Here is a 24,812-nt window from a genome sequence, read left to right on the forward strand (position 1 = left end):
AAACATGAAGAAGATCAATGCTAAATCTCCACTGGGAATTTTCTTATTTGCGATTGTTCCTTTGGTTATTATCCTGACGTATTCAGGAATCAGATTAGACTTAACAAAAGAGAAAAGATATACACTTTCCGATAACACGATCAAAGTACTGGAGTCTGTAAAGAAACCTCTGACTGTTGAAGTGTATCTGGAAGGAGACTTTCCGGCAAGCTTCAAACAGCTTCAGAGCGAAACAAAATTCATGCTGGAAGAATTCAGAAAAATTAATCCGAAGATTGATTTTAAATTCATCGACCCTATTAAAACAAAAATGTCTCAGGATAGCCTGATGGCAATGGGGATGCAGCCCTCTATTCTTCCGGATGTAAAAGATGGAAAGATCTCACAGATCACCCTTTTCCCATACGCAGTCCTCAAATATGGAAATGACGGGGCTTCTATTCCGTTAGTCGTACAGCAGGCAGGAATTGATGCAGATCAACAGCTTACAAGATCTATTGAAGGGTTGGAGTACAATCTTGTTTCCAACATCAAAAATATTGCAGCCGCTAAGAAAAAGAAAGTCGGAATTCTGGTTAATCATGATGAATTGAACCCAGATGAATTTCAGGGATTCGTACATCTGGCTATGGAAAACTATGATGCAGGACCCATTATTCCTAGAAACCAAACCGAACTTTCTATAGAAGATATTCCATTATTGAAGCAAATGAGTGCTTTGGTGATTGCAAAACCAAGAAAAGCTTTTACAGATAACGAAAAAGTGATCCTTGATCAGTATATCATGAACGGTGGGAAAACACTTTGGATGATTGATGCCGTAAATGCTGAAATGGATACCCTAACAAGATCCAAAAAAGTAATGCCTTTCCCGGTAGATATCAATATGACAGACTTCTTTTTCAATTATGGGATAAGAATCAATCCTGCTTTGGTAAAGGACGTTAAAAAGTTTGCTTTATTAAGACTTGTAACAGGTGAAGTAGGAGGGAACCCTCAGTACACAAGCTTGCCTTGGCCTTATTTTCCATTGGGAATTGCAGAAAATAACAATCCGATCACCAAAAATATCAATCCTGTAAAATTTGAATTCCCGACTTCTATCGATACTTTAGGAGGAAGAAAGAATATCAAAACAAAAGTTCTTTTCGAATCCAGTGAAAGAACATTGCTAAAACAGGTTCCAAACTATGTAGATCTAAAAGAAATTGCAAGCGTAGACAGCCTTGGGCAAATGGAAAAACCGAGTACACCAAAAATATTTGCTGTAGCTTTGGAAGGGAAGTTTAATTCTGCGTATGCATCAAGAATTGAAAGGAAATCTTACCCTGGATTCAAAACATCAAGTCCTGAAAATAAAATGATCATTATTGCAGACGGAGATGTAGGAAGAAATAAAGTAATCAAAGGAAAACCGCTTCCGCTGGGAGTAGATCTGCTGACGAACGAACAGTTTGGCAACGAACAGTTCCTTAGAAATGCTTTAGACTATTTGCTGGATGACAGCAATCTGATGGAGCTGAGAAACAGAAACATCGAAGAAAGACTTCTGGACAGACAAAGAATTACTGAAGAGAAAGCCAACTGGCAGTGGCTGAACTTACTGCTTCCACTGGTGATTATCGGTCTTATCGGAGGACTGTTCTTCTGGTTGAGAAAAAAGAAATTTGGATAACATAAATAAAATCCCGGAAGAGAGCTCTTTCGGGATTTTTGTTACTATTGAACCTTGTCTTATCGGAATTAATTCAGCTTAATAATCCCTGAAGAAGGAGCTCCACCACCCGCGGGAGGAGGACCACCGGCAGAAGCCTGATCTGATAACATACGGTACTGTGATGTTCCTTTTTCAGTTTTGATCGTTCCGGAAACAGTATACAGATAAAGATCCCCGGAAACGGAATAACTGTTTGCAGAATTGTTTACATAAAAATTAATTTGTACTGTTGACATTTTTTTTGCCATTTCTAGGAAAGTATTCATCAATGTGGTGATCTGAGCTTCATTAAGCCCTTTTGATTTCATCAGACTTTTTGTTTTTTCATAAGATGCTGAAGCACCTCCGCCACCAAAAAACCATGTCCATACAGACAGATTGGCGCTCGCGGATGTTTTTTCAAACTCCTTGATTTCTTCTTTGGCAGTAATATTCAGCATTCCCATAGCAAGGTCGTTAAGCTTTTTTACATCATCGCTTGACATCGCATTGATCTGAAGTTTTGCTTTGATTCGGCCTTCTGTATGAGCGGGCACGGTGTAAGAAAGTCCTGTGAGTTGTCCCTGTCCTGCAACCTCAATAGAATAGGATTCTGTAGATTCTCCAGTCAGGCTTAATAGTTCTTCGGAAATAACCCTTTCAAAAGGATCATTAATCCCCACTTCGGTTCTTGTGATTTCAATGGTTTCCATTTTGTTGTTTTTTGGTTGTTGTTTAGTTTTTACCCTCTTTATAAGGAGTCGGTAATTCCCGGGAATAGGAATCTCAATCAGTTATTCGGAGATAATAACTCCCTTCTGGTCTTCCTGATTGAGGAACTCAAAGTAACAACAAAAAAAAGAGGAATGGTAGAGTATAAACAACCAAATATTATCTTGCGTGGAAACACCTAATTATCTGTTTAATAATTGGTTAGTATGTATGTGTTTTATTCTGAAGATGAAATAAAGATTCTAAAGGATAAAGGTTGTTATTTTGATTAAGCAGAACCTAAAAAAGGATGAAAAAACCTCATATAATAGTTTTTTCATCCTTTTTTAGCAATAATATTATATTGAGTACAGATTTTATTTATTAATTACTCTATTAAATTCCTCTTCACTGGATAAGCCTGTAGAAGAAGACAATACCTTCATATTATTGTCAATTAGAATCGTATAAGGAATCGTATTATTAAATTTAAACAAGATTTGGAGATCATTATAAGCAGGATTTTCACTGTTTATTATAAATTGTTTCCAGGACATTTTCTCCTCTGAAAGTGCTTTTTTCCATGCATTATTTTCCTCATCTATAGATATTGAAATAAATTCTACATCTTTATTATACTTTTCATACTCTTTTTTAAGCATCGGAATTTCCATTCTGCAAGGACCACACCAGCTAGCCCAGAAAACTAAAAGATGTTTTTTATAATTTTTGTCCAATACTGAAACTTTCTTTCCATTCGAATTTTCCAGTTCAGGCATTTTAATATTTCCAATTTCTTTTGCTTTATTATTATACTTTAGGAGTTTTTTGTAAGGGTTACTTTGTTTTACTTCCTCATCAAATAAATTTAATAATTCATCAGTCTGAGTGGTATTAAATACCGTTTTATTACCAATAATATTGTATAAGATATGATATGAATAAGGATATTTTTTAATTTTTTCTTTAATCACATCTATATTATCAGGACTATTATTTGTAAAAATAGCATCACCCGTATTATATAGCGCTTCGGTTTGTTTTCCTGCCTTTATTCGGGGACTATTTACAAAAATTACACTAGGAGATGGTGTAAAGTTTACTGGAGTATATTCTTCCATGTTTCCTTTTATTGTAATTAAAGGATCAGACATAAAGGTTGGAGATCCCCATTTAGGAACGTTAGTAATAAATCCGAAAACTCGTTGAACATTTTTCTTATCTCTATGAAATATCCCAATATAAATAGGTAATTTCTCTTTAAAATCATGGTTTATTTCAAAGTGTCCTTTTATTGTTTGTACGCTGTCTATTTTATCAAGCATTGTTCCTGTCCATAGGTACATAATACCATCAGGAAGGTTGGGGATATCCCCAACAATCCTAACAGTTTGCTTTTTATTGCATGAATAAATACATGTCAATAAAATTATAAGATGCAAAAAAATATTTTTCCTTATTTTCATACTAATTTAGCTTAAATCTGTACTTGCTCCTAAACCTGCTTTACCAGTACAACGGCTTACACCACTGTTGGAAGTAATGGCATGACTATTCCCTGTACCTGTTTCACAATAATAACTTCCACCCCAGGTTACTCCATTAGAGGAAGTGGTATTCATAACATAAGCACATTTTCCAGGGTAGGTTATCCATGATCCGTTAGCTTGCTGAACAGATAAAGAACAAGGATCACCTACATTCCCTCCAAATACATCTTTCAGTTCATTTCTTGATAATTTTTTTAAATTTTTCATGTTTTTTTATGTTTTAAGGTTGAATACCAAATATATAAATATAAATCAAGCCAAAGAGAGAAATTTTATTATGTTAAACTTTAATATTACCATCTATATATTCCTTTTTTTCCATGATTAAGAATCGAATGATTGAAATATTTGTGTAAATCATTATATCCTGTCCATTCATCTGTATATAGAGTATCAAGAAAATTAACAGTTTCTAAAATCATAGGTTACAAATTTACAAGATTTGCTGCGATTTTGCCTTTATGCTGTATTAGTCCAAAAACAGAACAGGTCTATAACAAAAAAGAAACCCGAAGGTTTCTCTATTTTATTGTTTCAGTAGAGCTGTTTTGCAGCTTTAGATTGTATAGTTTTATCCACTCAATACTGATGTGAGTTTTATGCAATGATTTCCCGGAGCGATGGTGAAAAGCCAGTCACTGAGATTTTATAAAGGAATTTCTGCATAGTCATCCATCTGGACCTATCTGAAGATAGTAAATAGATCGGGCAGGTTGGCATTGATACTCTTCCTATTAAAAAAAAATTGATATTTATTTCATGTACTAGTTTTTGATGTTGTTGGTATAAAAAAGAATATAAATTATTGTTGATAGGCTTCTGTTGGGAGTAGGGCTGCTGTTTTATAATAGCTGATATCAGTTGGGATTTGCGACTGAAGATCCTGGAAAGTATCATAATCATAATGGGCCCAGCTTTCATCATCTTCGGGATCGGAGGTCTTTTTTACAGCCAGCTCCAGTTTACCGTCTTCCTGATAGCTGCATTCTATAGCTGCATATTTTTCACCATTTTCGTCTGTGGTATACCAGCACTTTATAGTTCTTTCAAGTTGGGGTTGGTGAGTTTCATTATCGATAACCTGGGAACAGATAAAGTTTTCAGGATCATCTGTTTTGAAAGCAGTTTTAGAAATTAAGGGCAGATCGTCCACGGATAAGGAATACAATTTATTGGTGGAAATAATAAATCCGTCGGTAGCTTCTTTTTTTTCAATATCAAAAAAATCTGACTTTTCCTTGAGATAATCTACTACCTGCGCCTCGTCTTCATCGTTACTTAGAAAATAATTGATATTATAAACACTGTCTTCGTTGATAAATTCAATTTCTTTCAGGAAATCGGAACCCTCTTCATAATAATACAGATGATATTCGTTTAGCTTCACAGCATTATTTTTGGAAATGATCTCTCCAAAAATGTTTTTGTACACTTTTTTCATTTTTAATCATGTTAGTTAGTTTCATCTATTAGTTTAAGTGGTGGCCGCAAAGATAAGTTTTCTTTTTTATCTTAGCTTGAAGCGTAAAATAGTATTTATTTCGCAGGTATATTATATATCCTTTATAAAATCCTCATATTCATAGTAAAACCTTTCAAAACCGTCCATTTTGTCTATAAAGAATTCAAAAATTTCTTGCCAGGTGTTTTTGTTAAAAATAGAAACATTGTGTTTTTCTATCCATATTCTGCTGATAATCTTGCCGTTTTCAAGGATGAAGTGTTCATCTTTCTGAAAATCTCCGACAAAATCTTTTAAAATATCTTCCAGTGACCAGATCTTTTCATAGTAAGCGTTTCTGAAGATTTCGTCTTTCATTTCGATATCAAGAGAAACCTCTGCTTTTTTATTGTCGGCAGAAAATTTAAATGCCATGTCCTTGATTTTGGTATCATAAAGAATCCATTTTCTGGGAAATGATCTTCCAAAAGCGGTCCAAAATTCCTTTTTTAATTGCTGTGCCTCTTGTTTACTGAACATATGGCAAACATAATGATTTAATAGGAGAAAGGCAAAAATGTGGTATTGAAAACCGTAAAATTACGGATGTATAAATTTCCTCTTTTCCACTTTTATAATTTCATTCTTCCGCCTTTTTTCAAATATTAAACAATTTTCTTACTTTTGCTGTAATGCTTTCAAAAAAATCTCAATATGCGTTTAAGGCACTTTCATATCTTGTAGAAAAAAGAAATGAAGGTCCGATTCTTATTTCTGAAATTGCGGAACACAAAAGAATTCCTTTAAAGTTTTTGGAAAATATTCTGCTCGAATTGAAAAAGGCAGATATTCTTGACAGTAAGAAAGGAAAGGGTGGAGGATATTTTTTAAAAGAAAATCCTGAAAATGTGAAACTGGCAAAAATTATTCGTCTTGTAAACGGACCTATTGCCATGCTTCCTTGTGTAAGTCTGAATTTCTATGAAAAGTGCGAAGACTGTAATGAAGATCACTGCGGACTTCACGATGTTTTGATAGAGGTTCGGGATGCTTCACTGAATATTCTGGAAAGTAAAACTTTAATGGATCTGGTCGACTGACCTGATCCTTTTTTTGAATTAATAGTCTACTTGTTTTGTAGGATAAATATTTTTATCAGATATTTGCATGACTTCAAATGAATAAATTATGATTTCAAAAGAAGAAGCATACCCATCACAAAAGCTTACATCTTTCATTCCTGCAGTACATCTGATAGCTGCTTATACTGTATCTGAAAAGAATCCTGTACTCAGAGGTGAGAAATACGAACAATCATCATGTGTTTTTAATATCAAAGATGCTGATAATAAGAGAATAGGGATTAAAACGACTGTGTGATATGGTGATTTCAAGAAAAATTCAAGTAAGGCTTAATGTCCTTTTTGTGACGGCTGTCACGATATCGATTGGCGTTTTTTCAATGTATGAACTGGGATATCTGGATGAGCTCCTGAACATTTTAGCAAAAGATAATTACATTTTTTACTGGATGCTTCTGGTAGGAGTTTTTGCAGAAATCGTAGCAGGATCAATGGGCATGGGATACGGAGTCATCTGCACAACCACCCTTATGCTTCTGAATATTCCGCCGCATATTGTAAGTGCAAGCATTCATTCTGCGGAAAGCTTTACGACAGCTGCGGGAAGCATCAGCCATATCAGGTTGAAAAATGTGAGTAAGAGCTTGGTGAAGAAACTGGCTGTGCCGGCTGTTATTGGAGCAGTTATTGGAGCCGTAAGTCTTACTTACCTTGGAGAATATTATGCGAAGATCACCAAAACATTGATTGCTTTTTATACTTTATACCTTGGGATCCAGATTCTTTCGAATGCTTTTAAAGAAAAACAAAGTAAGGCATTGAAAAGAAAAACCAATCTGACCAGACTGGGAGTGATAGGAGGATTTATAGACTCTTTTGCCGGAGGAGGATGGGGCCCTTTGGTAACCGGAACCTTGATTAAAAATGCTTTTACCCCCAGATTTGCTGTAGGAAGTTCTACCGTAGCCAAATTTATCCTTACCATAACAGCTGCTGTTACCTTTTTCTTTACTCTGGGAATCCAGCACTGGAATATCATTCTTGGACTTTTAATAGGCGGAATTATCACAGCACCTTTTTCAGCGATGCTTACGGCAAAGCTTCCCGTAAAGAAAATGTTTGTGATTATCGGAACGCTGGTGATTGTAATGAGTTCTATAACTATTTATAAATCAGTTTTAAATTAAAAATTATGCATGGTTGGGAAAAATAAAAGCCTTAAAAAGAGATTCGGTTTTGAAAATATTTTACTTTTACATCACTAAATATTAGAACATGAATTTACATATCATTGCACTTTTTAAGTTTAATGAAAATTATCTGATGGATGCCGTAGAGCTATTTCAGAAGCTTGTGAAAGAAACAAGAAAAGAAGAAGGCTGTCTGCAGTATGACCTTATTGAAGATAAAGATAATAAGGGAACTTTCTTCCTGATCGAGCTTTGGGAAAGCGTTGAACACCACAACAGACATAACGGGGAGGACCACCTTTTAGATTTTCGTAAAGAGGCTTCCAAAATCCTGGAAAGCTCAGCAGAAGTATATAAAGGATTTAAAATATATTAATATAATTGAAAGATTAAAATATTTAAAATTGAAAGATTTACGAGTGCTGTACAGCTATTTGTTTTATGGTTAATTCCTAAATCTTCTGATTATTAAAAAATAAAGGGCGGTTTCATACTATTGAAACCGCCCTTTTATTAGAAAAAATAGAAAGTATTAAAATAAAAATATCTTATTTTACGATAAGCTTTTTCGTCTCCGATTGGCCTCCGTAAGTAATTTTAACAAGGTAATTCCCTGATGTAAGCGTAGAAAGATTCAAATCCTGTTTGTAGAATCCTGCCTGGTTGCTAAGTTCCGCAGAGTATACTTTTTTTCCGGTAAGGTCATATACCTCTACACTTCCTTTATTACCTGCTTTTTCTTTAACATCAAAAAGAACAGTTACTTTTTTATCAGCTGTAGTTGGGTTAGGATAGATCCCGAAAGATGCTTTTTTCCCTACTTCAGTAATTCCTAAAGTCTCCGTGATTTTTTTGTATTTGAAATACATATTTCCTGTAGTTGCCCCACCGTTTGTCGTGAAGTACATTCTGTAGTAATCACTTCCTTTTTTGATATAGTATACAACATCATTTTTCACTGTTCCAATCCCTTTCCAGGAGTGTCCTACTGTTGTAATAGCAGATGCAAAGCTTGTACTTGCAGGCATTGTATAGGTAGCTGTTTCCTGAGTTTCAGGCTGTACCATAGCCACTTTTATATTCGGACTCTGGATAGCCCCGGAAAGTGGATACATCTGGAACCCCATATAAAAAGTGTAATATTTTGTAAATACAAAATCCCATGCTGTTTTGGATGGCTCTAAGCTAGGAACTTTTGCGCCTGTGTCAAATGAGAAATAATTAAAATAAGAATCATCCGCTCCGTTGGCGATTGTTCTTGTTTCTGTAGCTCCCCATGCTGTACCGTTCCATTTTGAATATCTGAATGTATATCCTGCAAAAGCATCTTCGATAGCAAGTTTAACATAAGCTCCTGAAGCATATTTTAAAACAAAAATGGCTTTTCCTTCAATATGGTGGTTTATTGGATTGTATACTCCCCATCCTGTTGAAGGAATATTAGGGTTTGAAGAAACCACAGGTCCCTGCTCGAAAGCTCCCTGAGTCCAGTCAGTCGTCTGGTCTGGGTTATAAAGAGGGGCTCCCCAGGAAGTCAGATTGTTGATATTGATATTATCCCAGTCTGCTAAGTTGGTAGAAGCGGTGTATACTTCTATATCTTTTGCATCATTTATTCTTGATCCGAATGCAAAGTTTGAGTTTCTATAAAAAGCAATATCCCAGCTATTGGCGGGTTGAGAAATCATATTACCATCTGCAAGGTTTACGAACACTCGGTTTTGGTATCCGCTCCCCATTGTCATATTTACCTGTGAGTATCCCAATGCGTCAGTTTGTGCCAAAACAGTCTGCTGAACAGACAGTGCCAATACTGAAGCCAATAATAGTTTTGTTTTCATAACTTATTTTTTAAATCCTTATTTAGAATGATTCCACAAAAGTATATAATTATTTTTAATCATTCTAAATAAAAACATGATTTTTATCGTGTTTTTATTTTAATGATAGCTTTGAAAAGATAAATTGAGAGCACGAAAAAGCCGGCAGAATTACTCCTGCCGGCTTTATAAAGGCTAATAATAGTCTAATAAACCTTATTTTTTGATGAATTTTGATTGGATCAGTTTTCCTTCTGCAGTTTCAACATTCATGAAATATACTCCTGTTTGAAGTGTACTGATATCAAATCTTTGTCCGTTCAGTTTTCCTTCTGCAGCTTTTTGTCCTGCAGCAGAATAGATCTGGATATTCTTAGGATCTTTTTTTGTGATAAATTCTAATGCAGACTGATCAGAGCTTAATGCAAATCTGAAGTTTTCCGTTGATTTATTGCTGTCTGATACTCCTAGAGATGCAGTTGTATTATACACAACATTATCAACCTGGATCGCAGTGTGTGAAGCTGTCGGGGTAAATTTAAATACAATATATGATCCTGTAGAAGCAGGAATATTTACACTTACATTCTGAATCGTAGCAATCGTAGTCACGCTTATTGGACTTCCTACAGCTACAAATGTTGCCATATCTGCCGGATTGGAGGCCACACCTATCTGGATTGTTCCCGTACCTGGAGACTGAACAACTAATGTTGTATCAAAAGTTAACGTTTTATTTCCTGTAGGGGCTTCAATTTGTGGCGTAATCAGGTAAGATGTTCCCGTAGCATTATTTCCTGCATAAGATTGAACAGCTCTGTTAGTATCTCCGGCTACAATCATTCTTGGAGGTACAGGAGGAAATTCACCTGTTATAGGGGCAACGATGGCAGACCATCCAGACTGTGGAAAAGTAGTGTTCCCAATGGTAAAATTATTAAAATTTTCATTGATGTTAGACAGCTGAGCGTTTGCAGTAATGGCTGTAAGCATCAGAGTTCCTAAAAGTAATTTTAATTTCATGAGATTATTTTTATTTAGAATTATTCCACAAAAATATACATTTATTTTTAATGATTCTAAATAAAGTTTTATATTTGTCGAAAATTTGTACCCTTATGAAGAAGAAAGTGCTTTCCGTTCTATCATTATCCGTGGCTTTCTGGATGAATGCACAAGAAAAGGATTCTCTTAATCAAAAGAAAATTGAAGAAGTTGTTATCACAGGACAGTATATGCAGCAGTCCATCAACAAATCTATCTATAAGGTTGACGTTATTGATGCCGAGCAGATTAAAAATATGGCAGCAACCAATGTTGCCGAGGTTTTAAATCAAAGTCTTAATATACAGATTACTCCAGATTCACGCTCAGGGAATTCTACCGCCAAAATAATGGGACTTAATGGTGACTATGTAAAGATCCTTATAGACAATATCCCAGTAGTAGGGGACACAGGATTGGGAAGTAATATTGACCTTACCAAAATTGCTTTAAGCAATATAGAGAGAATTGAGATTGTAAAAGGAAGTATGGGTGTTGAATACGGAAATGGCGCAGTGGCCGGAGTAATCAACATTATTACAAAGAAAAGCAGCTCAAAAAAGGTCAGTGTAAGAGGCTCATTGCAGGAGGAAACGGTAAGAGACCAGTATGATCTTAAGAAAAGAGGAAACGGAAGACATATTCAGAATCTGAATGTGGATTACAATATCAATAATGAATGGTTTGCAAGCATCAATTTCAACCATAACCAGTTTATGGGATATGAAGGAGAGAGCAAAGGTTACAAATACTTCGGACAGGATAACCAAAGAGGATATGAATGGAACCCGAAAGATCAGTATGACGCTTCTGCATTATTAAGATATACAAAAAATAAAACGACATTCTTTTATAAACTGTCTTATCTGAATGAAAAATTCAACTTCTACAATCCGGAAGTCAACAGAAACCCTCTTAATGACGGATTGGGTGGAGTAGCCTATGAAAGTAGAGACAGAAAGTACAATACAGACCGCTGGGTTCACCAATTCAATATTCAAACCAATCTGGGGCACATCCGTTATATGGGAGATTTCTCCTATCAGAATCAGGATAGGAAATTTTCTGACTACAATTATGATATTCCGAACAGAACTGTGAAAAGCAGACAGGAAGAACGATCTTATTATAAAACAGATGTTATCTATTCAAGAGGAATGTTCAGTAATTTTCTGGATAGTAAAGTTTTTGACTTCCAGTTAGGATATGAATTAGACTATACTAACGGATATGCTGCATTGATTGCAGGAGACTTCTTTAGTGAAGCAGTAAAAAGAAAGATATTTACGTATTCCAATTTCCTTTCTGCAGAATGGAATGTTTCAGACAAATTCTCCTTAAGACCGGGAGTAAGACTTTCTTTGAGCGAGAACTTTAATAATCAATACAACTACTCTTTATCTGCCAGATATAAAACTTCTGAGAATTCAAACCTTAGAGCAGTGGTAGGATCTGCAAACCGTTTCCCTAAATATGAAGAGTTGTATACGTATTTTGTAAATATCAATCATGATGTGCAGGGAAATCCTGACCTAAATCCTGAAAAAGGTTTCTCAGCCGGACTTTTCTGGAATCAGAATTTTGCTGCTGAAAATAACTGGAAAATCGCTTACGGAGTAGATGCGTTATATCTTGATGTGCGTGACAGGATTGAAATGGTGATGGTAAAAGAACCGTCAACCTATAAATACATGAATTTTAATAACTTTAAGAATCTATTGGTTTCAGCCAATGTAGATTTTAGAAAAGATCAGTTTGCTTTATCTTTAAGAGGGTCTGTAAGCGGAACATCTGTATCTATGAATGATTTAAAATCTTCTTCCCCTACAGATTTCCAGTATTTGGTACAGGCAGGAGCATCAGCAACCTACAAACTGAAAAGTACCGATACCAACTTTTCCCTTTATTACAAATTCACAGGTCCGGACAGACTGTATGTATCAGACGGAGCCAATGATTTCCGCCTTGGAAAGATAGACAGTTTTCATATGATGGATTTCATTGTGAGCCAGCCTTTCTGGAACAAACATTTTGAAATTTCTGCAGGGGTGAAAAATATATTTGATGTAACACGATTAAACTCTACTGCAGTTGCCGGAACAGCCCATACAGCAGCGAATGGTTTTGTGAATTTATACTACGGCAGAAGCTATTTTGCCCGATTAATGTTTCAATTTTAAATAATAAGTTATTATTATGAAGTATTTAAAAATATTTTCTATTCTTTCTATCATGGTGGCGACACAGTCTTGTCTTTCTGCAGATGAAGATCCGGTTCCGGTTCCTCCTATGACAGGATCTGAAGTCAATGTGAAAATCGGAGGACCTACTGAGCCTAATCAGGTTTGGATCGACTTAAGTGACTATACCAATCCGGCTGTCAATAGCAGAACAGCTTGGGATCTTGGTTTTTATAACGGTGATGCATACAGAGTTACTTTGAATGGATCTATTGCTATGACCGTAGTTAAAATACCCAATGCTACAGATATAAGCAAGGTAAAAGAATCTGATGTGGCAGGCTTGAAAGAAACCGCTCAGGTGGGAACATTTGATGCTGCAAACATGAAATATGTTGACAACCCGAACGGAAATTTCTTAACTCAGACTTCCGGGATTGATGCCATAAAAGAAAATGATGCTGAAAACCCTATTTATCTGATCAATCTTGGGAGAGAAATACCTTCTTCATCAAATATTGGAGCTGGTTCTGTTTCATTATCCAGTGATCCGAGAGGATGGAAAAAAATTCAAATCCTGAGAGCTCAGAATGGATATAAAATCCGTTATGCAGATTTGAATGCAACAGGAACAGATATCAAAGAATATATCATTACCAAAGATACAGAGTACAACTTTACATTCTTCAACCTGAAAACAGGGACTCCAGTAAAGATTCAGCCTAAGAAAAAGAGCTGGGATTTAGCATTCACAACATTTACCAATGAAGTATTCATGGGGCCTACAACCAGTGCAGGAAGTTATTTTTATGCTGATTTTGTAACAACAAATACACTTAATGGAGTAGGAGCTTATCAGGTAAATGTTACGGGAAGTTTAGATGCTGCATATGGTGCATTTAAGTTGAAAGATGTTGAGGCAGCAAAATTTGTGTTCAATGATCAGAGAGCTATTGGAGATAAATGGAGAACAACTACAGGTACAGCAGCCAACCCTGTTCCTTTTGTGTATGCAGACCGTTTCTTTGTATTAAAAGATGCTGAAGGTTTCTATTTCAAATTGAGGTTCAATACCATGAAGAATGCGAAAGGAGACCGTGGATACACCAATTTTGAATTCGAGCCTTTATAAATAATCAAATAATAGTATATCATGAAAAAATTCATCCTTGCAGCATCTGTTCTTGTAGCAGTATATTCTTGCAAAAAAGCAGAAGGAGCCGCAAAAGAAAATACAACAGAAGCCACTTCTGAAGCACCAAAAACCAACAATAAAATTGTAACCTTAAACGGCGGGATTACTGAAATCGTAAGTGCTTTAGGCCACGAAAAGGAAATCGTTGCAACAGACGTTACAAGTACTTATCCTGCAAGCTTAAAAGCTACAGCAAAAGATTTGGGTCACATGAGATCAATGACGATTGAGCCAATCATGGCAGTCTCTCCAACATTAATCTTAGCTTCTGATAAAGATATCAACCCGGAATTGATGGGGAAAATCAAATCTTCCGGTATTCAGACTGAGGTTTTCAAACAGGAATACACGGTTGAAGGAACTAAAAAACTCATAGAACAAGTAGCAAAAGCTATTGGAAATACAGATTATCAGAAATTAAATGACAAAATTGATGCTGATCTGAAGCAGGTACAGCCTATTGCTAAAAAGCCAAAAGTATTGTTCATCTATGCAAGAGGAAATATGTTGATGGTTAGCGGTAAAAACACACCCATGGCTTCATTGATCACCCTTGCAGGTGGAGAAAATGCAGTAACTGATTTTGAAGATTTCAAACCATTGACCCCTGAAGCAGTTGTGAAAGCTAATCCTGATGTATTGTTCTTCTTCGAAACGGGTCTGCAGGGAGCAGGAGGAAATGAAGGAGCGCTAAAAATGCCGGGCGTATCCCAAACCAACGCAGGTAAGAATAAGAAAATCATCGCAATGGATGGAGGTTTAGTTTCAGGTTTTGGACCGAGAGTAGGAGAAGCAGCAGTAGGATTAAACAAACTTTTAATTGAAAGCACAAAGTAAACTATACTTTTATCTTATTATAAGTGCGGTACTGCTTGCCATTATAGCAGTACTGTCACTTAATACAGGAGTCTATGATTTTGGAGGGAAATCTCCATTCATGGTTCTGTGGCAATTTATAAAAGGAGACACCCATTTATCATTGAGTGATAAATATGTGATTTGGGACGTAAGGGCAGCCAGAATTATTATGGCCATCTTAGTAGGAAGTATGTTGTCGGTTTCAGGAACAAGTCTTCAGGGACTTTTCAAGAATCCTTTGGCGACGGGAGATTTAATAGGACTTACATCAGGAGCAACTCTGCTGGCAGCAATTGCAATTGTTTTAGGAGGGCATTTTAAAGAATATCTTCCTGAAGCAGTACAGTTTTCACTGGTAGGAATCTCGGCTTTTATAGGTTCTTTTTTATCAATGATGCTGGTGTATAAAATTTCAACAAACGGAGGAAAGACCAATGTAGTTATGATGCTGCTTACCGGAGTGGCAATAACGGCGATCGGTTTTTCAATAACAGGATTTTTGATTTACATCTCAAAAGATGAACAACTCAGGGATCTTACTTTTTGGAACTTAGGAAGTTTAGCAGCAGCAACATGGACAAAGAATATTATTCTGACCATTGTTCTGGTTATTGCTTTCATTATTTTACTGCCTAAAGGAAAAGCATTGAATGCGATGATGTTGGGAGAAAAGGATGCACAACACCTGGGAATCAATGTGGAAACACTAAAAAGGCAGATTATTATTATTGTAGCTTTAATGGTAGGAAGCTGTGTGGCGTTTTCAGGAACAATTGGTTTTGTAGGTCTTATTGTACCTTATATTTTAAGACTTTTGTTCAAATCCAATTATGCTTTTATTTTGCCATTATCAGCAATGTGTGGAAGTATTTTGTTGTTGACAGCAGATACCTTCAGCAGAAGTATTGTGGCTCCGTCAGAATTACCGATCGGAATTTTGACAGCCTTAATGGGAGGTCCTATTTTCATCGCTATTTTGGTAAAATTTAAAAAATCACTGTAATGATCAAGGCGCACCAGATAAATTATAAACATAAAGAATTCCGTATTCTGGATGGGGTAGATGTCTCTTTGGAATATGGTGAATTTTTAGCCATTGTAGGGCCTAACGGAGCTGGGAAATCAAGTCTTCTGAGCGTTTTGGCAGATGAGGTGAAATCCGGTAATAACAAAGTCTTGTTTAAAGATAAGCCCATTAAAGATTGGAATATAAAAGAGCTTTCAAAACACAAAGCAAAGTTCTCACAGCATAACAGCAATGATATCCCACTTGAGGTAAAAGATGTAATTATGATGGGAAGGTATCCGTATTTTGATGCCCAACCCGGGAAAGAAGATCTTGAAGCCATGAACAATATGATGTACGAAACCGATATTTTTCATCTTAAAGAAAGAGAATACAATACACTTTCAGGAGGTGAAAAGCAACGTGTACACTTATCGAGGGTAATGGCGCAGCTTGAAAACGAGATTGCCCATAAGCTGGTTTTTCTGGATGAACCTTTGAATAATTTGGATATAAAACATCAATATAAGGCGTTGGAAATTATAAAAAACTTTACCAAAAAAGCCAACAGTGCTATTGTTGTTTTGCATGATCTGAACCTTGCTGCTCAATTTGCAGATAAGATTTTATTAATGAAATCAGGGCAGGTTTCCGCCTATGGAACCCCACAGGAAGTTTTTACAGCAGAAAATATCAGCAATGCCTATAATTTTCCCTGTACCATCTGTGAACACCCTATTACTAATAACCCAATGATCATTTTTGGATAACCATGGAAAAAGAAGAACTCAAAATCCTCGCACAGAATCTCGCCAACCCAGAAGGGGAAAAAGGCATTGAGATCGGTGAAATGATGAATGCCACTAACATCAGCATGACGTTAGAAAGTATCAGAACACTTGTGATAGATGACGATCAGAAAATTCTTGAAATAGGACACGGAAATGCCGGACATTTGAAAAGCATCATGAGTCTCGCAAAGAACCTGAAATATACAGGAATTGATATTTCTGAAACTATGCATAATGAAGCCAAAAGATTGAATGAAGAATTCGAAAATCAGGCAGAATTTGTGTTGTATGAAGGAAAAAAACTTCCTTTTCAGGATAGGATTTTTGATAAAATATTTACAGTGAATACCGTGTATTTTTGGGAAAATCCAGTGGAATTCTTAAATGAAATCTACAGAGTTCTGAAAGATGACGGAACCTTCGTTCTTACATTCGGGCAGAGGGATTTCATGGAAAAACTACCCTTTACAGAATTTGATTTTACCTTGTACAGCAACAGTGAAATGGAAGAATTGATTTCCAAAAGTCATTTTCAAAGAATGAAAACTTCTGAAAAAGAAGAAGAAATAAAGAGTAAAACAGGAAACGAAACAATACACAGAATTTATACAATTTTAACCATAAAAAAGTAAAATAATGAGCACATTAGTTAATGATTTAAAGGAAAAATGGGAGGCTCTGAAAGCAGAAAATCCACATATAAGAATAAGAAATGCAGCAGCACAATTAGAAGTAAGTGAGGCAGAATTATTGGCAACAAGCATTGGAGAAGGAGTAACTTCCCTGAACCCAGATTTCCCGGGAATCCTTACTGAAGCTGAAAAATTAGGAAAAGTAATGGCCCTTACCCGTAATGAAGAATGTGTTCATGAAAGAAAAGGAACGTACCTGAACGGAGATTTCAGCAGTCCTCATGCACAACTTTTTGTAGGTGAAGATATTGATCTTAGAATTTTCCTTAACCACTGGAAATTTGCTTTTGCAGTAGCGGAAGGAGATAAGAAAAGCCTTCAGTTTTTCGGAAAAGATGGCTTGGCGCTTCATAAGATTTATTTGACTAAAGATAGTAATGAAGCAGCTTTCGATGCCATTGTAGAAAAATTCAAAGCAGAAGATCAGAATCAGGCACTTACTTTTGAAGCAGTAGCTCCAAAACAGGCTGAAAAAGCAGATTCAGAAATTGATGTGGAAGGTTTCAAAAAAGCATGGACAGAATTAAAAGATACGCATGATTTCTTCATGATGACCAGAAAATATGGCGTAAGCAGAACACAGGCATTAAGATTGGCACCGGAAGGATTTGCTAAGAAAATTGATAATGCTAAAGTGGTAAACATCCTTGAAGATGCTTCTGAAAAGAATACTCCAATCATGGTTTTCGTAGGAAACAGAGGAATTATCCAGATCCACACAGGAAATGTAAAGAAAACACTTTGGCACCAGCAGTGGTTCAACGTGATGGACCCGGATTTCAACTTACACCTGGATGTAACGAAAATTGCAGAAGCATGGATCGTGAAAAAACCAACAGAAGATGGAGAAGTAACCGCTATCGAAGTATTCAACAATGAAGGAGACTTTATCGTTCAGTTCTTCGGAAAAAGAAAACCTGGAATTCCTGAACTTCAGGAATGGAAGGATCTTGTAGCATCATTAGAAAAGTAATAATTAGATAATTTGAATGAGACCGTTTTGTTTGTAAAATTCAAAGCGGTCTTTTTTATTTCAGAATTTGGCGGATAGTGGATAAAGAAGTAAAAAGGCAGATTTGTAAATGAACGAATTCACTATTATAATACAGAGAAAGCCAAATATTTGTGTAATTTGTGTTTAAATATAAAATAAAATGAAAAATATTTTCATCGCGATACTGCTGGTAGGTTTCTGCTCGTTAAAGGCACAGGACTTTAAAGCGTATCAATTTTATGATAAAAAAGGAAAGGAGGTAAAGACGGATAAGCTGGTAAAAGAACTGGCAGATTATGATGTGGTTTTTTTTGGTGAAAATCATAACAGCTCTATCAACCACTGGCTTCAGCTTAAAATAACAGAAGCACTTTTTGCAAAAAAGAACGGTCAGCTTATTTTGGGAGCAGAAATGTTTGAAAGAGACAATCAGGCTCAGTTGGACCAATATTTAAACGGAAAGTTTGATGCTAAAACATTAAAAGATTCCGCTCGTTTATGGAACAATTACGGTACAGATTACAAACCTTTGGTAGATTTTGCTAAAGATAAAAAACTGAACTTTATTGCAACCAATATTCCAAGAAGATATGCATCTCAAACCGCTAAGGAAGGTCTTGAATCTTTAAATAAATTAAGCGAAAAAGAGAAAACATATATTGCTCAGCTGCCTATCAAAGTTACTTTGGACACTCCCGGATATCAGGAGATGAAAAAGATGATGGGTGACCATGCTGAAGGAACAAAAGTGATGAATTTTATCTCAGCCCAGGCAACAAAAGATGCTACCATGGCTGAATCTATTCTGAAAAACTACAAGGAAGGAAAAATGTTCATTCACTACAATGGAAACTACCACAGCAAAGAATTTGGTGGAATTTACTGGTATATCAAACAGAAAAATCCTAACCTAAAAATGGCAGTAATCTCAGTTTTCGAATCAGACGATACTGAGTTGAAAGTACCCGCCAAAGATTATATCCCAACAGATTTTAATCTGATTATTCCGGGAGATATGACAAAGACTTTTTAATTATTCTCTCGCAGATGATGCTGATTGAGCAGATTTTTGTGATGAATCAAATAATTTGAATGATAGATATTCAATAGGAACGGGCTTTAGCCCGTTCACTTTTTATATTCAAATTCCATCGGCTTTAGCCAAAACATAATGATTGGTACTCTTTAATGATCATTTTTATTCTACAATATTTACCTTTGTACCACATTCAAAAAACATGAAGAAATTACCCATCCTGCTGATCCTTTTTATAGGCTTAACGAATGCCCAGAAACTCACTTCTAATGAGCTTTCAATTATTAATCAGGGAGATGCAAATACTGCGCTGCCAATCTATCAGACGACAGATAACAATCAGCATAAAACATTGCTGAGTATTTCTACGGAAGCAGATCCTCTTGACCCGAATACCGCTGTTTTGGTCAAAAGAATGAAAGAATCTCTTCTTTCAACAGATGGTGGAGTAGGAATTGCGGCCCCTCAGGTGGGAATCAACAGAAAAATTATTTGGGTGCAGCGTTTTGACAAAGAAGGAACTCCATTGGAATATTTTATCAATCCGGTAATTGTCTGGCATTCTGATCTGCAGAACCTTGGTCCTGAAGGAGATTTATCTATTCCTGATTTCAGAGATCAGTTTTACAGAAGTAAAGTGATTCAACTGGAATATGTGGATTTGAAAGGACAGAAATATACAGAAATAGTGGAAGGTTTTACAGCCGTTATTTTTCAGCATGAGATCGACCACCTTTCCGGAATCCTGATTTCCGACAAAAAAGAAAAAGATAAAAATAACTCTTACAAAAAAGTAGATGCCTATCAGAAAAGCGATCTGATGAAAGATAGAAGATAATGATGAATTATAAATTATGAGTTATGAATTATAAATGATGAATGATGTCAAGATTGAGTGAATTTCTGTTTTCTATCCATATTTTGTAATAAAATCTTCTCCATCTTCATATTCTGCCGGATTCACGTATGTAACTATTCCAATATCAGATTGTAAAATTTCTTTGAGCTGATTAAAATACATATTCTTTTTTTCTTCAGTAGTATCCATCGTTAAGCTCATTATAAGCTTATCATCATCAGTAATGTTAGCTCCTACCATTATTCTCTTCGGATTGTCATGGTATTTATTCCAGTAAAAGGTCTGATCGATGGAAGGAGTTTCAATGAAATAATTGATCATTTCATCTTCTGTTTTGAAAATATAATCTTTGTCATGCCTTGGATAGGTATAATCCAGATTTAATTTTTCATAGCCGGGAATAAAAGTATTCAAAACCAAATCAATGATCTCTCTTGATTTTCTTCCTGCGTAAACCTGACAAACAATATCTATAATGATTTCCATTACGTAAAATTACTCTATTTTTAAGAGAATAAATAGGCGCAATCATTTACAACAAACTTAATCATCTGTGCCCATCTGTGAAATCTGTGAAAAAAAATAAAAAGGAGCTGTTTCCATGGAAACAGCTCCTTTCGTTATAACTATGCTTAAAAAAAATTGGATTAGTCGTTGTTAGTTACTGATAACTTCACCTCAATATTATTTCTGGTAGCATTAGAATAAGGACAGATCTGGTGTGCCTTTTCTGTCAGCTCCTGTGCCTCTTCAATAGAAACTCCAGGGATGTTCACATCAAGCTCTGCAGCCAGTCCGAAACCCCCATTTTCAAGTTGGCCAATGCTTACCTGTGCCGTTACTGTAGTTTCTCCCGTCTTTACTTTAGAAAGACTGATTACTCTGTTCAGGGCACTATCGAAGCATGCAGAATATCCGGCTGCAAAAAGCATTTCAGGATTGGCAAAATCATCATTCGCTCCTCCAAGAGCTTTAGGCATTCTTACTTCAAGATCCAATACGCCGTTTTCACTTTTCACATGTCCGTTTCTGCCACCTTGAGCTGTAACCTGGGTTGTATATAATGTTTTCATTTATTTTTCTATTTTGTTTAAGATTTTTAAAACTGTTTCTTTAAGCTGTAAAAGCTCTTCAGGCTGTATATCAATTTTTTTCTGGATTTTTCCAGGAATTTCACAAGCCCTTTCACGAAGTTTTTTGCCAGCTTCATCTAAAAATACTTCAACCACTCTTTCGTCTTCTTTTTTACGTTTTCTGATGATGAATCCTTTTGTTTCCAATCTTTTCAGAAGAGGAGTTAAAGTCCCACTATCCAGAAATAGCCTTTCTCCAATATGAGATACCGTCAGGCCGTCACCGTCCCATAATATCATCATCACAAGGTACTGCGGATACGTAATGTCGAGCTCATCAAGAAAAGGACGATAAAGTCCTGTAATCTCTTTAGCAATTACATATAACGGGAAGCAGATCTGGTTTTCTAATTTGGGTGTTTTCGGATTTTCCATAAGTTTGAGTACGAAAGATTCGATGAAGGTATTACTTTTTTATGATAAATTCATCCATTGGAATTCTGACTTTTTTCATAGAAGATAGCCAGTCATTAGCTTCATCACGGTATCCAAGGTATAAAAGACTTACACTTTTTAGTCCTAATTCTTTTAATCCCAATACTTCATCTACTACAGCATTGCTGAAACCTTCTGCCGGAGTACTGTCGATTTTAAGCTCTGCAGCCTGTGCAAGAGCAATACCCAAAGCAATATACGTCTGGCGGGCAGTGTGTGCAAAATGCTCTTCTGCAGACTGTGCGCTGTACATTTCTTTGATCTTATCGGTATAGCTTCCGAAACGTCCTCTTGGAAGATCTCTTACGTCAGTATGATAATCGTAAACTTTGTCAATTTTTTCATTAGAATAGCTGTCCCATGCTGCAAAGACCAAAACGTGAGAAGAATCTCTCATCACTTCAGGGTTCAAAGCTCCGGCTACCATTTTATCTTTCAGCTCCTGGTTTTCTACTACAATAATTCTGAATGGCTGTAAACCGGATGAAGTAGGAGCCAGCCTTGCTGATTCTAAAATAGTATTAAGGTCTTCTTGTGAAATTTTTTTGTTGGGATCATAAGCTTTTACAGCGTGTCTCCAGTTTAGATTTTCTATTAATGACATTTTTCTTTTGTTTTTAAATTAAACTACTTGGTGTGTACTGAACTTCAATTTTAATTTTTTGAAGTAAATTAACTATGCAAATATATGACAAATTAAATTGTACGCAATTTAATTTTGAAAGATTTTATTGATAGCGATTATTGATGAACTAAAATAGGCAAGAGAAAAAACGAATTTGACTTTACCTTTAATCATTTCCACACGATTCGGATTTTTTAAAAGCACTGCTATTCCAATCTTTGCTATAGAATTTTAAACTAAAAATAATGCAGAGATTTAAAAACAAAACCGCTTTAATTACGGGAGGAACCAATGGAATGGGCTTGGCCACTGCCCAAAAATTCATTGAAGAAGGTGGATCAGTGATTATCACAGGAAGAAGTGAAGAAACTGTGAATCTGTCTTTGGAAAAACTAGGAGAGAAGGCTTCTGGAATTGTATCCAATGCTGGAAATATGAAAGACTTGATGAGCCTTCAGCAGGAAGTCAGAAAATATACGGAACATATTGATCTGGTCTTTGCCAATGCAGGGTACGGAAAATTTGTACCCGTGGAATACGTCGATGAAAATCAGTTTGATGAACTTTTCAATGTGCTGGTAAAAGGACCTTTTTTCACCGTTCAGCAGATGTTGCCATTGATGAAAAGCGGAAGTTCGGTTATTTTCAATACTTCAGTGGCAACAGATGTTGCGATGCCTAATTTTTCGGTGTATTCGGCAGCGAAATCAGCAGTAAAATCCTTCATCAAAACCTTTGCGGTAGAGCTCACAGGACGAGGTATCCGTGTGAATGGAGTAAGCCCGGGACATATTAAAACCAATATTTTTAATAATACAGGTTTAACTGGTGAACAGATCGAAAGTGCCATTGATGATATTATTCCTACAATCCCTTTCAAAAGACAGGGAGAACCATCAGAAATAGCCAATGTCGTTCTTTTCCTTGCTTCAGAGGAAGCTTCATACATCCATGGAGCTGAGATAAAAGTAGATGCCGGGATTTCTGTGATCAGATAACGCCGGATCATTTAAACTTTGAGGAGGATCAATGATTATTTGACCTCCTTAATCTCTTTGATGATATTGGTTTTATTTTCAATACCTATATCATATGTTTTACTTTTCTTAAAGCTTTGGGTCGCTTTTTCCATAAGAATTTTGTAGTCAGTGGATTTTTTTGAAAGATAAAAAACCTGAGCACTTATACCGATAGAAATACGTACAACCTCGTTCGGTTTGTCCGGATCTTCGGTAATATTGGTTATAGTGGAATTGTTATACCAGGTTAAATTCTGTGAACTGGAGTTACCGGAACAAGATGTGATCATAATAAAAAGTAATAATAAATAGGACCAGGGTTTCATAACGAAAAGTATTAAGTGAAAAAGCTCCTGCAATATATTACAATAAATACAGGAGCTCTCTATAAATTAGTTAAAATCCACAGCTAGCTACACTCGGTGCAGGAGAAGGTGAACATCCTGATAGGGATGAGAATATATTCAATACACAGTTGGTATTTACATAATTGTTATCATACAGTAAAGATCCTGATGGACTTCTGTAGTAAACATTTCCTGCCGTATTGGCGAAAGAAGATACAGAAGCAGATCCACAGCTGGTATTGGTACATGCAGCTCTCCATGCAGTATCAGTTACAGGTCCGCTTGAGAATAATGAAGGATCTATGATTCTTTTCTCAACAACTCCTGAAGCATTCTTAAAGCTTACCAATATCGCTACGTGATATACCCAAGATACACAGCAAGTTCCTGTAGAAGCTCTCAGGTTACCATATACGAATTGTTTTTCACAGTCGTAACCTGCATTCAGTAATATTTGTCTCATTTTGTGAGCTCTTGCATAGCATCCATCAACAGGATATCTGAATGTGATACATGGTGAAGATGCCGTAGAAGTTCCGCAAGCCTGATTTTTGATTTGAGCAAACAGACTGTTTAAAGTGGCCAGGTTAGGAATAACACTTACCGCTTTTCTGTTTTCTTCTTTTACTTCTTTGGTGAAGACAGATTTAAAATAACGGATGTCATCATCTGTTGCTTTGTCTACTTTTGCAATTTCGTTAGTATTGGCCTTAAGGAAAACATGAATAGGTGTTTCGTTCTCAACAGCCGTTTTGATCATGGAAATATAAGCTGCATTTTCTTTACTGTCCTTAATTTCATAAGGCTGGGCAGTAACCATAAATGAGATTTTGAATTTTCCATCTTCTTTCTCGATCCCTACCGGGACGGTCTTGCCGAAATCTTTCATAGCAGTTTCGTTAGACTCTTTTGCTACAAGATTCGGATCCTGATTGGCGCTTGAATCTGAGCAGGCATTGAATGACATCATCGTCACAAATACCATCATGGATAGCAGAAATTTTTTCATAGTTTTTATATTTTGGTGGTTAATTTTTCGTGAACTTTTTAATCATAATAGTTCACTATTTTGTGATATTAAAAGTAATAAAAATTAAAATATATGCAA

The 24,812-nt window shown here is 35.9% G+C and carries 28 protein-coding genes; 15 read left to right on the forward strand and 13 right to left on the reverse strand.

The window, feature by feature from the left end; genetic code table 11:
- The first annotated feature begins 4 nt into the window (after positions 1 to 4).
- A complete protein-coding gene (gene gldG / locus C1634_RS06795; protein WP_103233879.1) occupies positions 5 to 1,675 on the forward strand; it encodes a gliding motility-associated ABC transporter substrate-binding protein GldG in 1,671 nt (556 codons plus the stop codon).
- Between the two features lie 68 nt (positions 1,676 to 1,743).
- Here gldG and C1634_RS06800 read toward each other — a convergent pair whose 3' ends face one another.
- The 5 genes from C1634_RS06800 to C1634_RS06825 all read right to left on the reverse strand — a co-directional run bounded on the left by C1634_RS06800 (position 1,744) and on the right by C1634_RS06825 (position 5,938).
- Positions 1,744 to 2,409 carry a hypothetical protein gene (locus C1634_RS06800; RefSeq protein WP_109738113.1) on the reverse strand — a complete coding sequence of 222 codons (666 nt, stop codon included), beginning with the start codon at positions 2,407 to 2,409 and terminating at the stop codon, positions 1,744 to 1,746.
- 375 nt (positions 2,410 to 2,784) lie between these two features.
- Positions 2,785 to 3,873, reverse strand: coding sequence for a TlpA family protein disulfide reductase (locus tag C1634_RS06810; RefSeq protein ID WP_103235291.1), 1,089 nt, complete (start codon positions 3,871 to 3,873; stop codon positions 2,785 to 2,787).
- A gap of 6 nt (positions 3,874 to 3,879) precedes the next feature.
- Positions 3,880 to 4,164: a bacteriocin-like protein gene (locus tag C1634_RS06815; RefSeq protein WP_103235290.1), complete on the reverse strand. Its 285-nt coding sequence runs from the start codon at positions 4,162 to 4,164 to the stop codon at positions 3,880 to 3,882.
- A gap of 595 nt (positions 4,165 to 4,759) precedes the next feature.
- Positions 4,760 to 5,398 (reverse strand): hypothetical protein, encoded by a 639-nt coding sequence (locus C1634_RS06820; protein ID WP_103235289.1) that lies wholly within the window; start codon positions 5,396 to 5,398, stop codon positions 4,760 to 4,762.
- A 111-nt stretch (positions 5,399 to 5,509) separates the two neighbouring features.
- The gene (locus tag C1634_RS06825) at positions 5,510 to 5,938 is read right to left on the reverse strand and encodes a DUF4268 domain-containing protein (protein WP_109738115.1); all 429 of its coding nucleotides are present in this window, start codon (positions 5,936 to 5,938) and stop codon (positions 5,510 to 5,512) included.
- 152 nt (positions 5,939 to 6,090) lie between these two features.
- Between C1634_RS06825 and C1634_RS06830 the strand changes: the two genes are divergently transcribed.
- The 4 genes from C1634_RS06830 (at position 6,091) to C1634_RS06845 (ending at position 8,046) form a co-directional block, all read left to right on the forward strand.
- Positions 6,091 to 6,498: an RrF2 family transcriptional regulator gene (locus C1634_RS06830; protein WP_103235005.1), complete on the forward strand. Its 408-nt coding sequence runs from the start codon at positions 6,091 to 6,093 to the stop codon at positions 6,496 to 6,498.
- A gap of 88 nt (positions 6,499 to 6,586) precedes the next feature.
- Positions 6,587 to 6,778: a hypothetical protein gene (locus C1634_RS06835; protein ID WP_103235004.1), complete on the forward strand. Its 192-nt coding sequence runs from the start codon at positions 6,587 to 6,589 to the stop codon at positions 6,776 to 6,778.
- 1 nt (position 6,779) lies between these two features.
- Positions 6,780 to 7,667: a sulfite exporter TauE/SafE family protein gene (locus C1634_RS06840; protein WP_103235003.1), complete on the forward strand. Its 888-nt coding sequence runs from the start codon at positions 6,780 to 6,782 to the stop codon at positions 7,665 to 7,667.
- 88 nt (positions 7,668 to 7,755) lie between these two features.
- Positions 7,756 to 8,046: a putative quinol monooxygenase gene (locus C1634_RS06845; RefSeq protein WP_109738116.1), complete on the forward strand. Its 291-nt coding sequence runs from the start codon at positions 7,756 to 7,758 to the stop codon at positions 8,044 to 8,046.
- A gap of 172 nt (positions 8,047 to 8,218) precedes the next feature.
- Here C1634_RS06845 and C1634_RS06850 read toward each other — a convergent pair whose 3' ends face one another.
- Both C1634_RS06850 and C1634_RS06855 read right to left on the reverse strand, forming a co-directional pair.
- On the reverse strand, positions 8,219 to 9,511 hold the full coding sequence (locus C1634_RS06850; RefSeq protein WP_103235001.1) for a T9SS type A sorting domain-containing protein: 1,293 nt from the start codon (positions 9,509 to 9,511) through the stop codon (positions 8,219 to 8,221).
- Positions 9,512 to 9,706: 195 nt separating this feature from the next.
- Positions 9,707 to 10,513 carry a T9SS-dependent choice-of-anchor J family protein gene (locus tag C1634_RS06855; RefSeq protein WP_103235000.1) on the reverse strand — a complete coding sequence of 269 codons (807 nt, stop codon included), beginning with the start codon at positions 10,511 to 10,513 and terminating at the stop codon, positions 9,707 to 9,709.
- A 95-nt stretch (positions 10,514 to 10,608) separates the two neighbouring features.
- Here C1634_RS06855 and C1634_RS06860 point away from each other — a divergent pair, with 95 nt between their 5' ends.
- The 9 genes from C1634_RS06860 to C1634_RS06900 all read left to right on the forward strand — a co-directional run bounded on the left by C1634_RS06860 (position 10,609) and on the right by C1634_RS06900 (position 20,124).
- Positions 10,609 to 12,714, forward strand: a complete 2,106-nt coding sequence (locus tag C1634_RS06860; RefSeq protein WP_109738117.1) for a TonB-dependent receptor plug domain-containing protein — start codon at positions 10,609 to 10,611, stop codon at positions 12,712 to 12,714.
- Positions 12,715 to 12,730: 16 nt separating this feature from the next.
- Positions 12,731 to 13,846, forward strand: a complete 1,116-nt coding sequence (locus C1634_RS06865) for an HmuY family protein (protein ID WP_228410017.1) — start codon at positions 12,731 to 12,733, stop codon at positions 13,844 to 13,846.
- 21 nt (positions 13,847 to 13,867) lie between these two features.
- Positions 13,868 to 14,746 carry a heme/hemin ABC transporter substrate-binding protein gene (locus C1634_RS06870; protein ID WP_103234974.1) on the forward strand — a complete coding sequence of 293 codons (879 nt, stop codon included), beginning with the start codon at positions 13,868 to 13,870 and terminating at the stop codon, positions 14,744 to 14,746.
- On the forward strand, positions 14,730 to 15,770 hold the full coding sequence (locus C1634_RS06875; RefSeq protein WP_109738118.1) for a FecCD family ABC transporter permease: 1,041 nt from the start codon (positions 14,730 to 14,732) through the stop codon (positions 15,768 to 15,770). The genes C1634_RS06870 and C1634_RS06875 overlap by 17 nt, the downstream gene beginning before the upstream one ends.
- Positions 15,770 to 16,543: a heme ABC transporter ATP-binding protein gene (locus tag C1634_RS06880; RefSeq protein WP_103234972.1), complete on the forward strand. Its 774-nt coding sequence runs from the start codon at positions 15,770 to 15,772 to the stop codon at positions 16,541 to 16,543. The genes C1634_RS06875 and C1634_RS06880 overlap by 1 nt, the downstream gene beginning before the upstream one ends.
- 2 nt (positions 16,544 to 16,545) lie before the next feature.
- Entirely contained in the window at positions 16,546 to 17,196 is a 651-nt protein-coding gene (locus C1634_RS06885) for a class I SAM-dependent methyltransferase (protein ID WP_103234971.1), read from the forward strand.
- A gap of 4 nt (positions 17,197 to 17,200) precedes the next feature.
- Positions 17,201 to 18,229, forward strand: a complete 1,029-nt coding sequence (locus tag C1634_RS06890) for a hemin-degrading factor (protein WP_109738119.1) — start codon at positions 17,201 to 17,203, stop codon at positions 18,227 to 18,229.
- A 181-nt stretch (positions 18,230 to 18,410) separates the two neighbouring features.
- Positions 18,411 to 19,283 (forward strand): ChaN family lipoprotein, encoded by an 873-nt coding sequence (locus C1634_RS06895; RefSeq protein ID WP_109738120.1) that lies wholly within the window; start codon positions 18,411 to 18,413, stop codon positions 19,281 to 19,283.
- A gap of 205 nt (positions 19,284 to 19,488) precedes the next feature.
- Positions 19,489 to 20,124 (forward strand): peptide deformylase, encoded by a 636-nt coding sequence (locus C1634_RS06900; protein WP_103233747.1) that lies wholly within the window; start codon positions 19,489 to 19,491, stop codon positions 20,122 to 20,124.
- A gap of 72 nt (positions 20,125 to 20,196) precedes the next feature.
- Here C1634_RS06900 and C1634_RS06905 read toward each other — a convergent pair whose 3' ends face one another.
- The 4 genes from C1634_RS06905 to C1634_RS06920 form a co-directional block, all read right to left on the reverse strand.
- Complete coding sequence (locus tag C1634_RS06905; protein WP_103233746.1) at positions 20,197 to 20,631, reverse strand: hypothetical protein; 435 nt, start codon at positions 20,629 to 20,631, stop codon at positions 20,197 to 20,199.
- Positions 20,632 to 20,792: 161 nt separating this feature from the next.
- Entirely contained in the window at positions 20,793 to 21,218 is a 426-nt protein-coding gene (locus tag C1634_RS06910) for an organic hydroperoxide resistance protein (RefSeq protein ID WP_103233745.1), read from the reverse strand.
- The gene (locus C1634_RS06915) at positions 21,219 to 21,653 is read right to left on the reverse strand and encodes a MarR family winged helix-turn-helix transcriptional regulator (RefSeq protein WP_109738121.1); all 435 of its coding nucleotides are present in this window, start codon (positions 21,651 to 21,653) and stop codon (positions 21,219 to 21,221) included.
- A gap of 31 nt (positions 21,654 to 21,684) precedes the next feature.
- On the reverse strand, positions 21,685 to 22,317 hold the full coding sequence (locus C1634_RS06920) for an NAD(P)H-dependent oxidoreductase (RefSeq protein ID WP_103233743.1): 633 nt from the start codon (positions 22,315 to 22,317) through the stop codon (positions 21,685 to 21,687).
- A 266-nt stretch (positions 22,318 to 22,583) separates the two neighbouring features.
- On the opposite strand from C1634_RS06920, the gene C1634_RS06925 reads away from it, so the two are divergent.
- Positions 22,584 to 23,336, forward strand: coding sequence for an SDR family oxidoreductase (locus C1634_RS06925; RefSeq protein WP_103233742.1), 753 nt, complete (start codon positions 22,584 to 22,586; stop codon positions 23,334 to 23,336).
- A 35-nt stretch (positions 23,337 to 23,371) separates the two neighbouring features.
- Here the strand turns inward: C1634_RS06925 and C1634_RS06930 are convergent, their stop codons facing one another.
- Positions 23,372 to 23,647, reverse strand: coding sequence for a hypothetical protein (locus C1634_RS06930; protein WP_103233741.1), 276 nt, complete (start codon positions 23,645 to 23,647; stop codon positions 23,372 to 23,374).
- A 106-nt stretch (positions 23,648 to 23,753) separates the two neighbouring features.
- The gene (locus tag C1634_RS06935; protein WP_123921411.1) at positions 23,754 to 24,713 is read right to left on the reverse strand and encodes a protein-glutamine glutaminase; all 960 of its coding nucleotides are present in this window, start codon (positions 24,711 to 24,713) and stop codon (positions 23,754 to 23,756) included.
- Between the last annotated feature and the right edge of the window lie 99 nt (positions 24,714 to 24,812).

This window comes from Chryseobacterium viscerum, from assembly GCF_002899945.2.
Classification (GTDB): Bacteria; Bacteroidota; Bacteroidia; order Flavobacteriales; family Weeksellaceae; genus Chryseobacterium; species Chryseobacterium viscerum.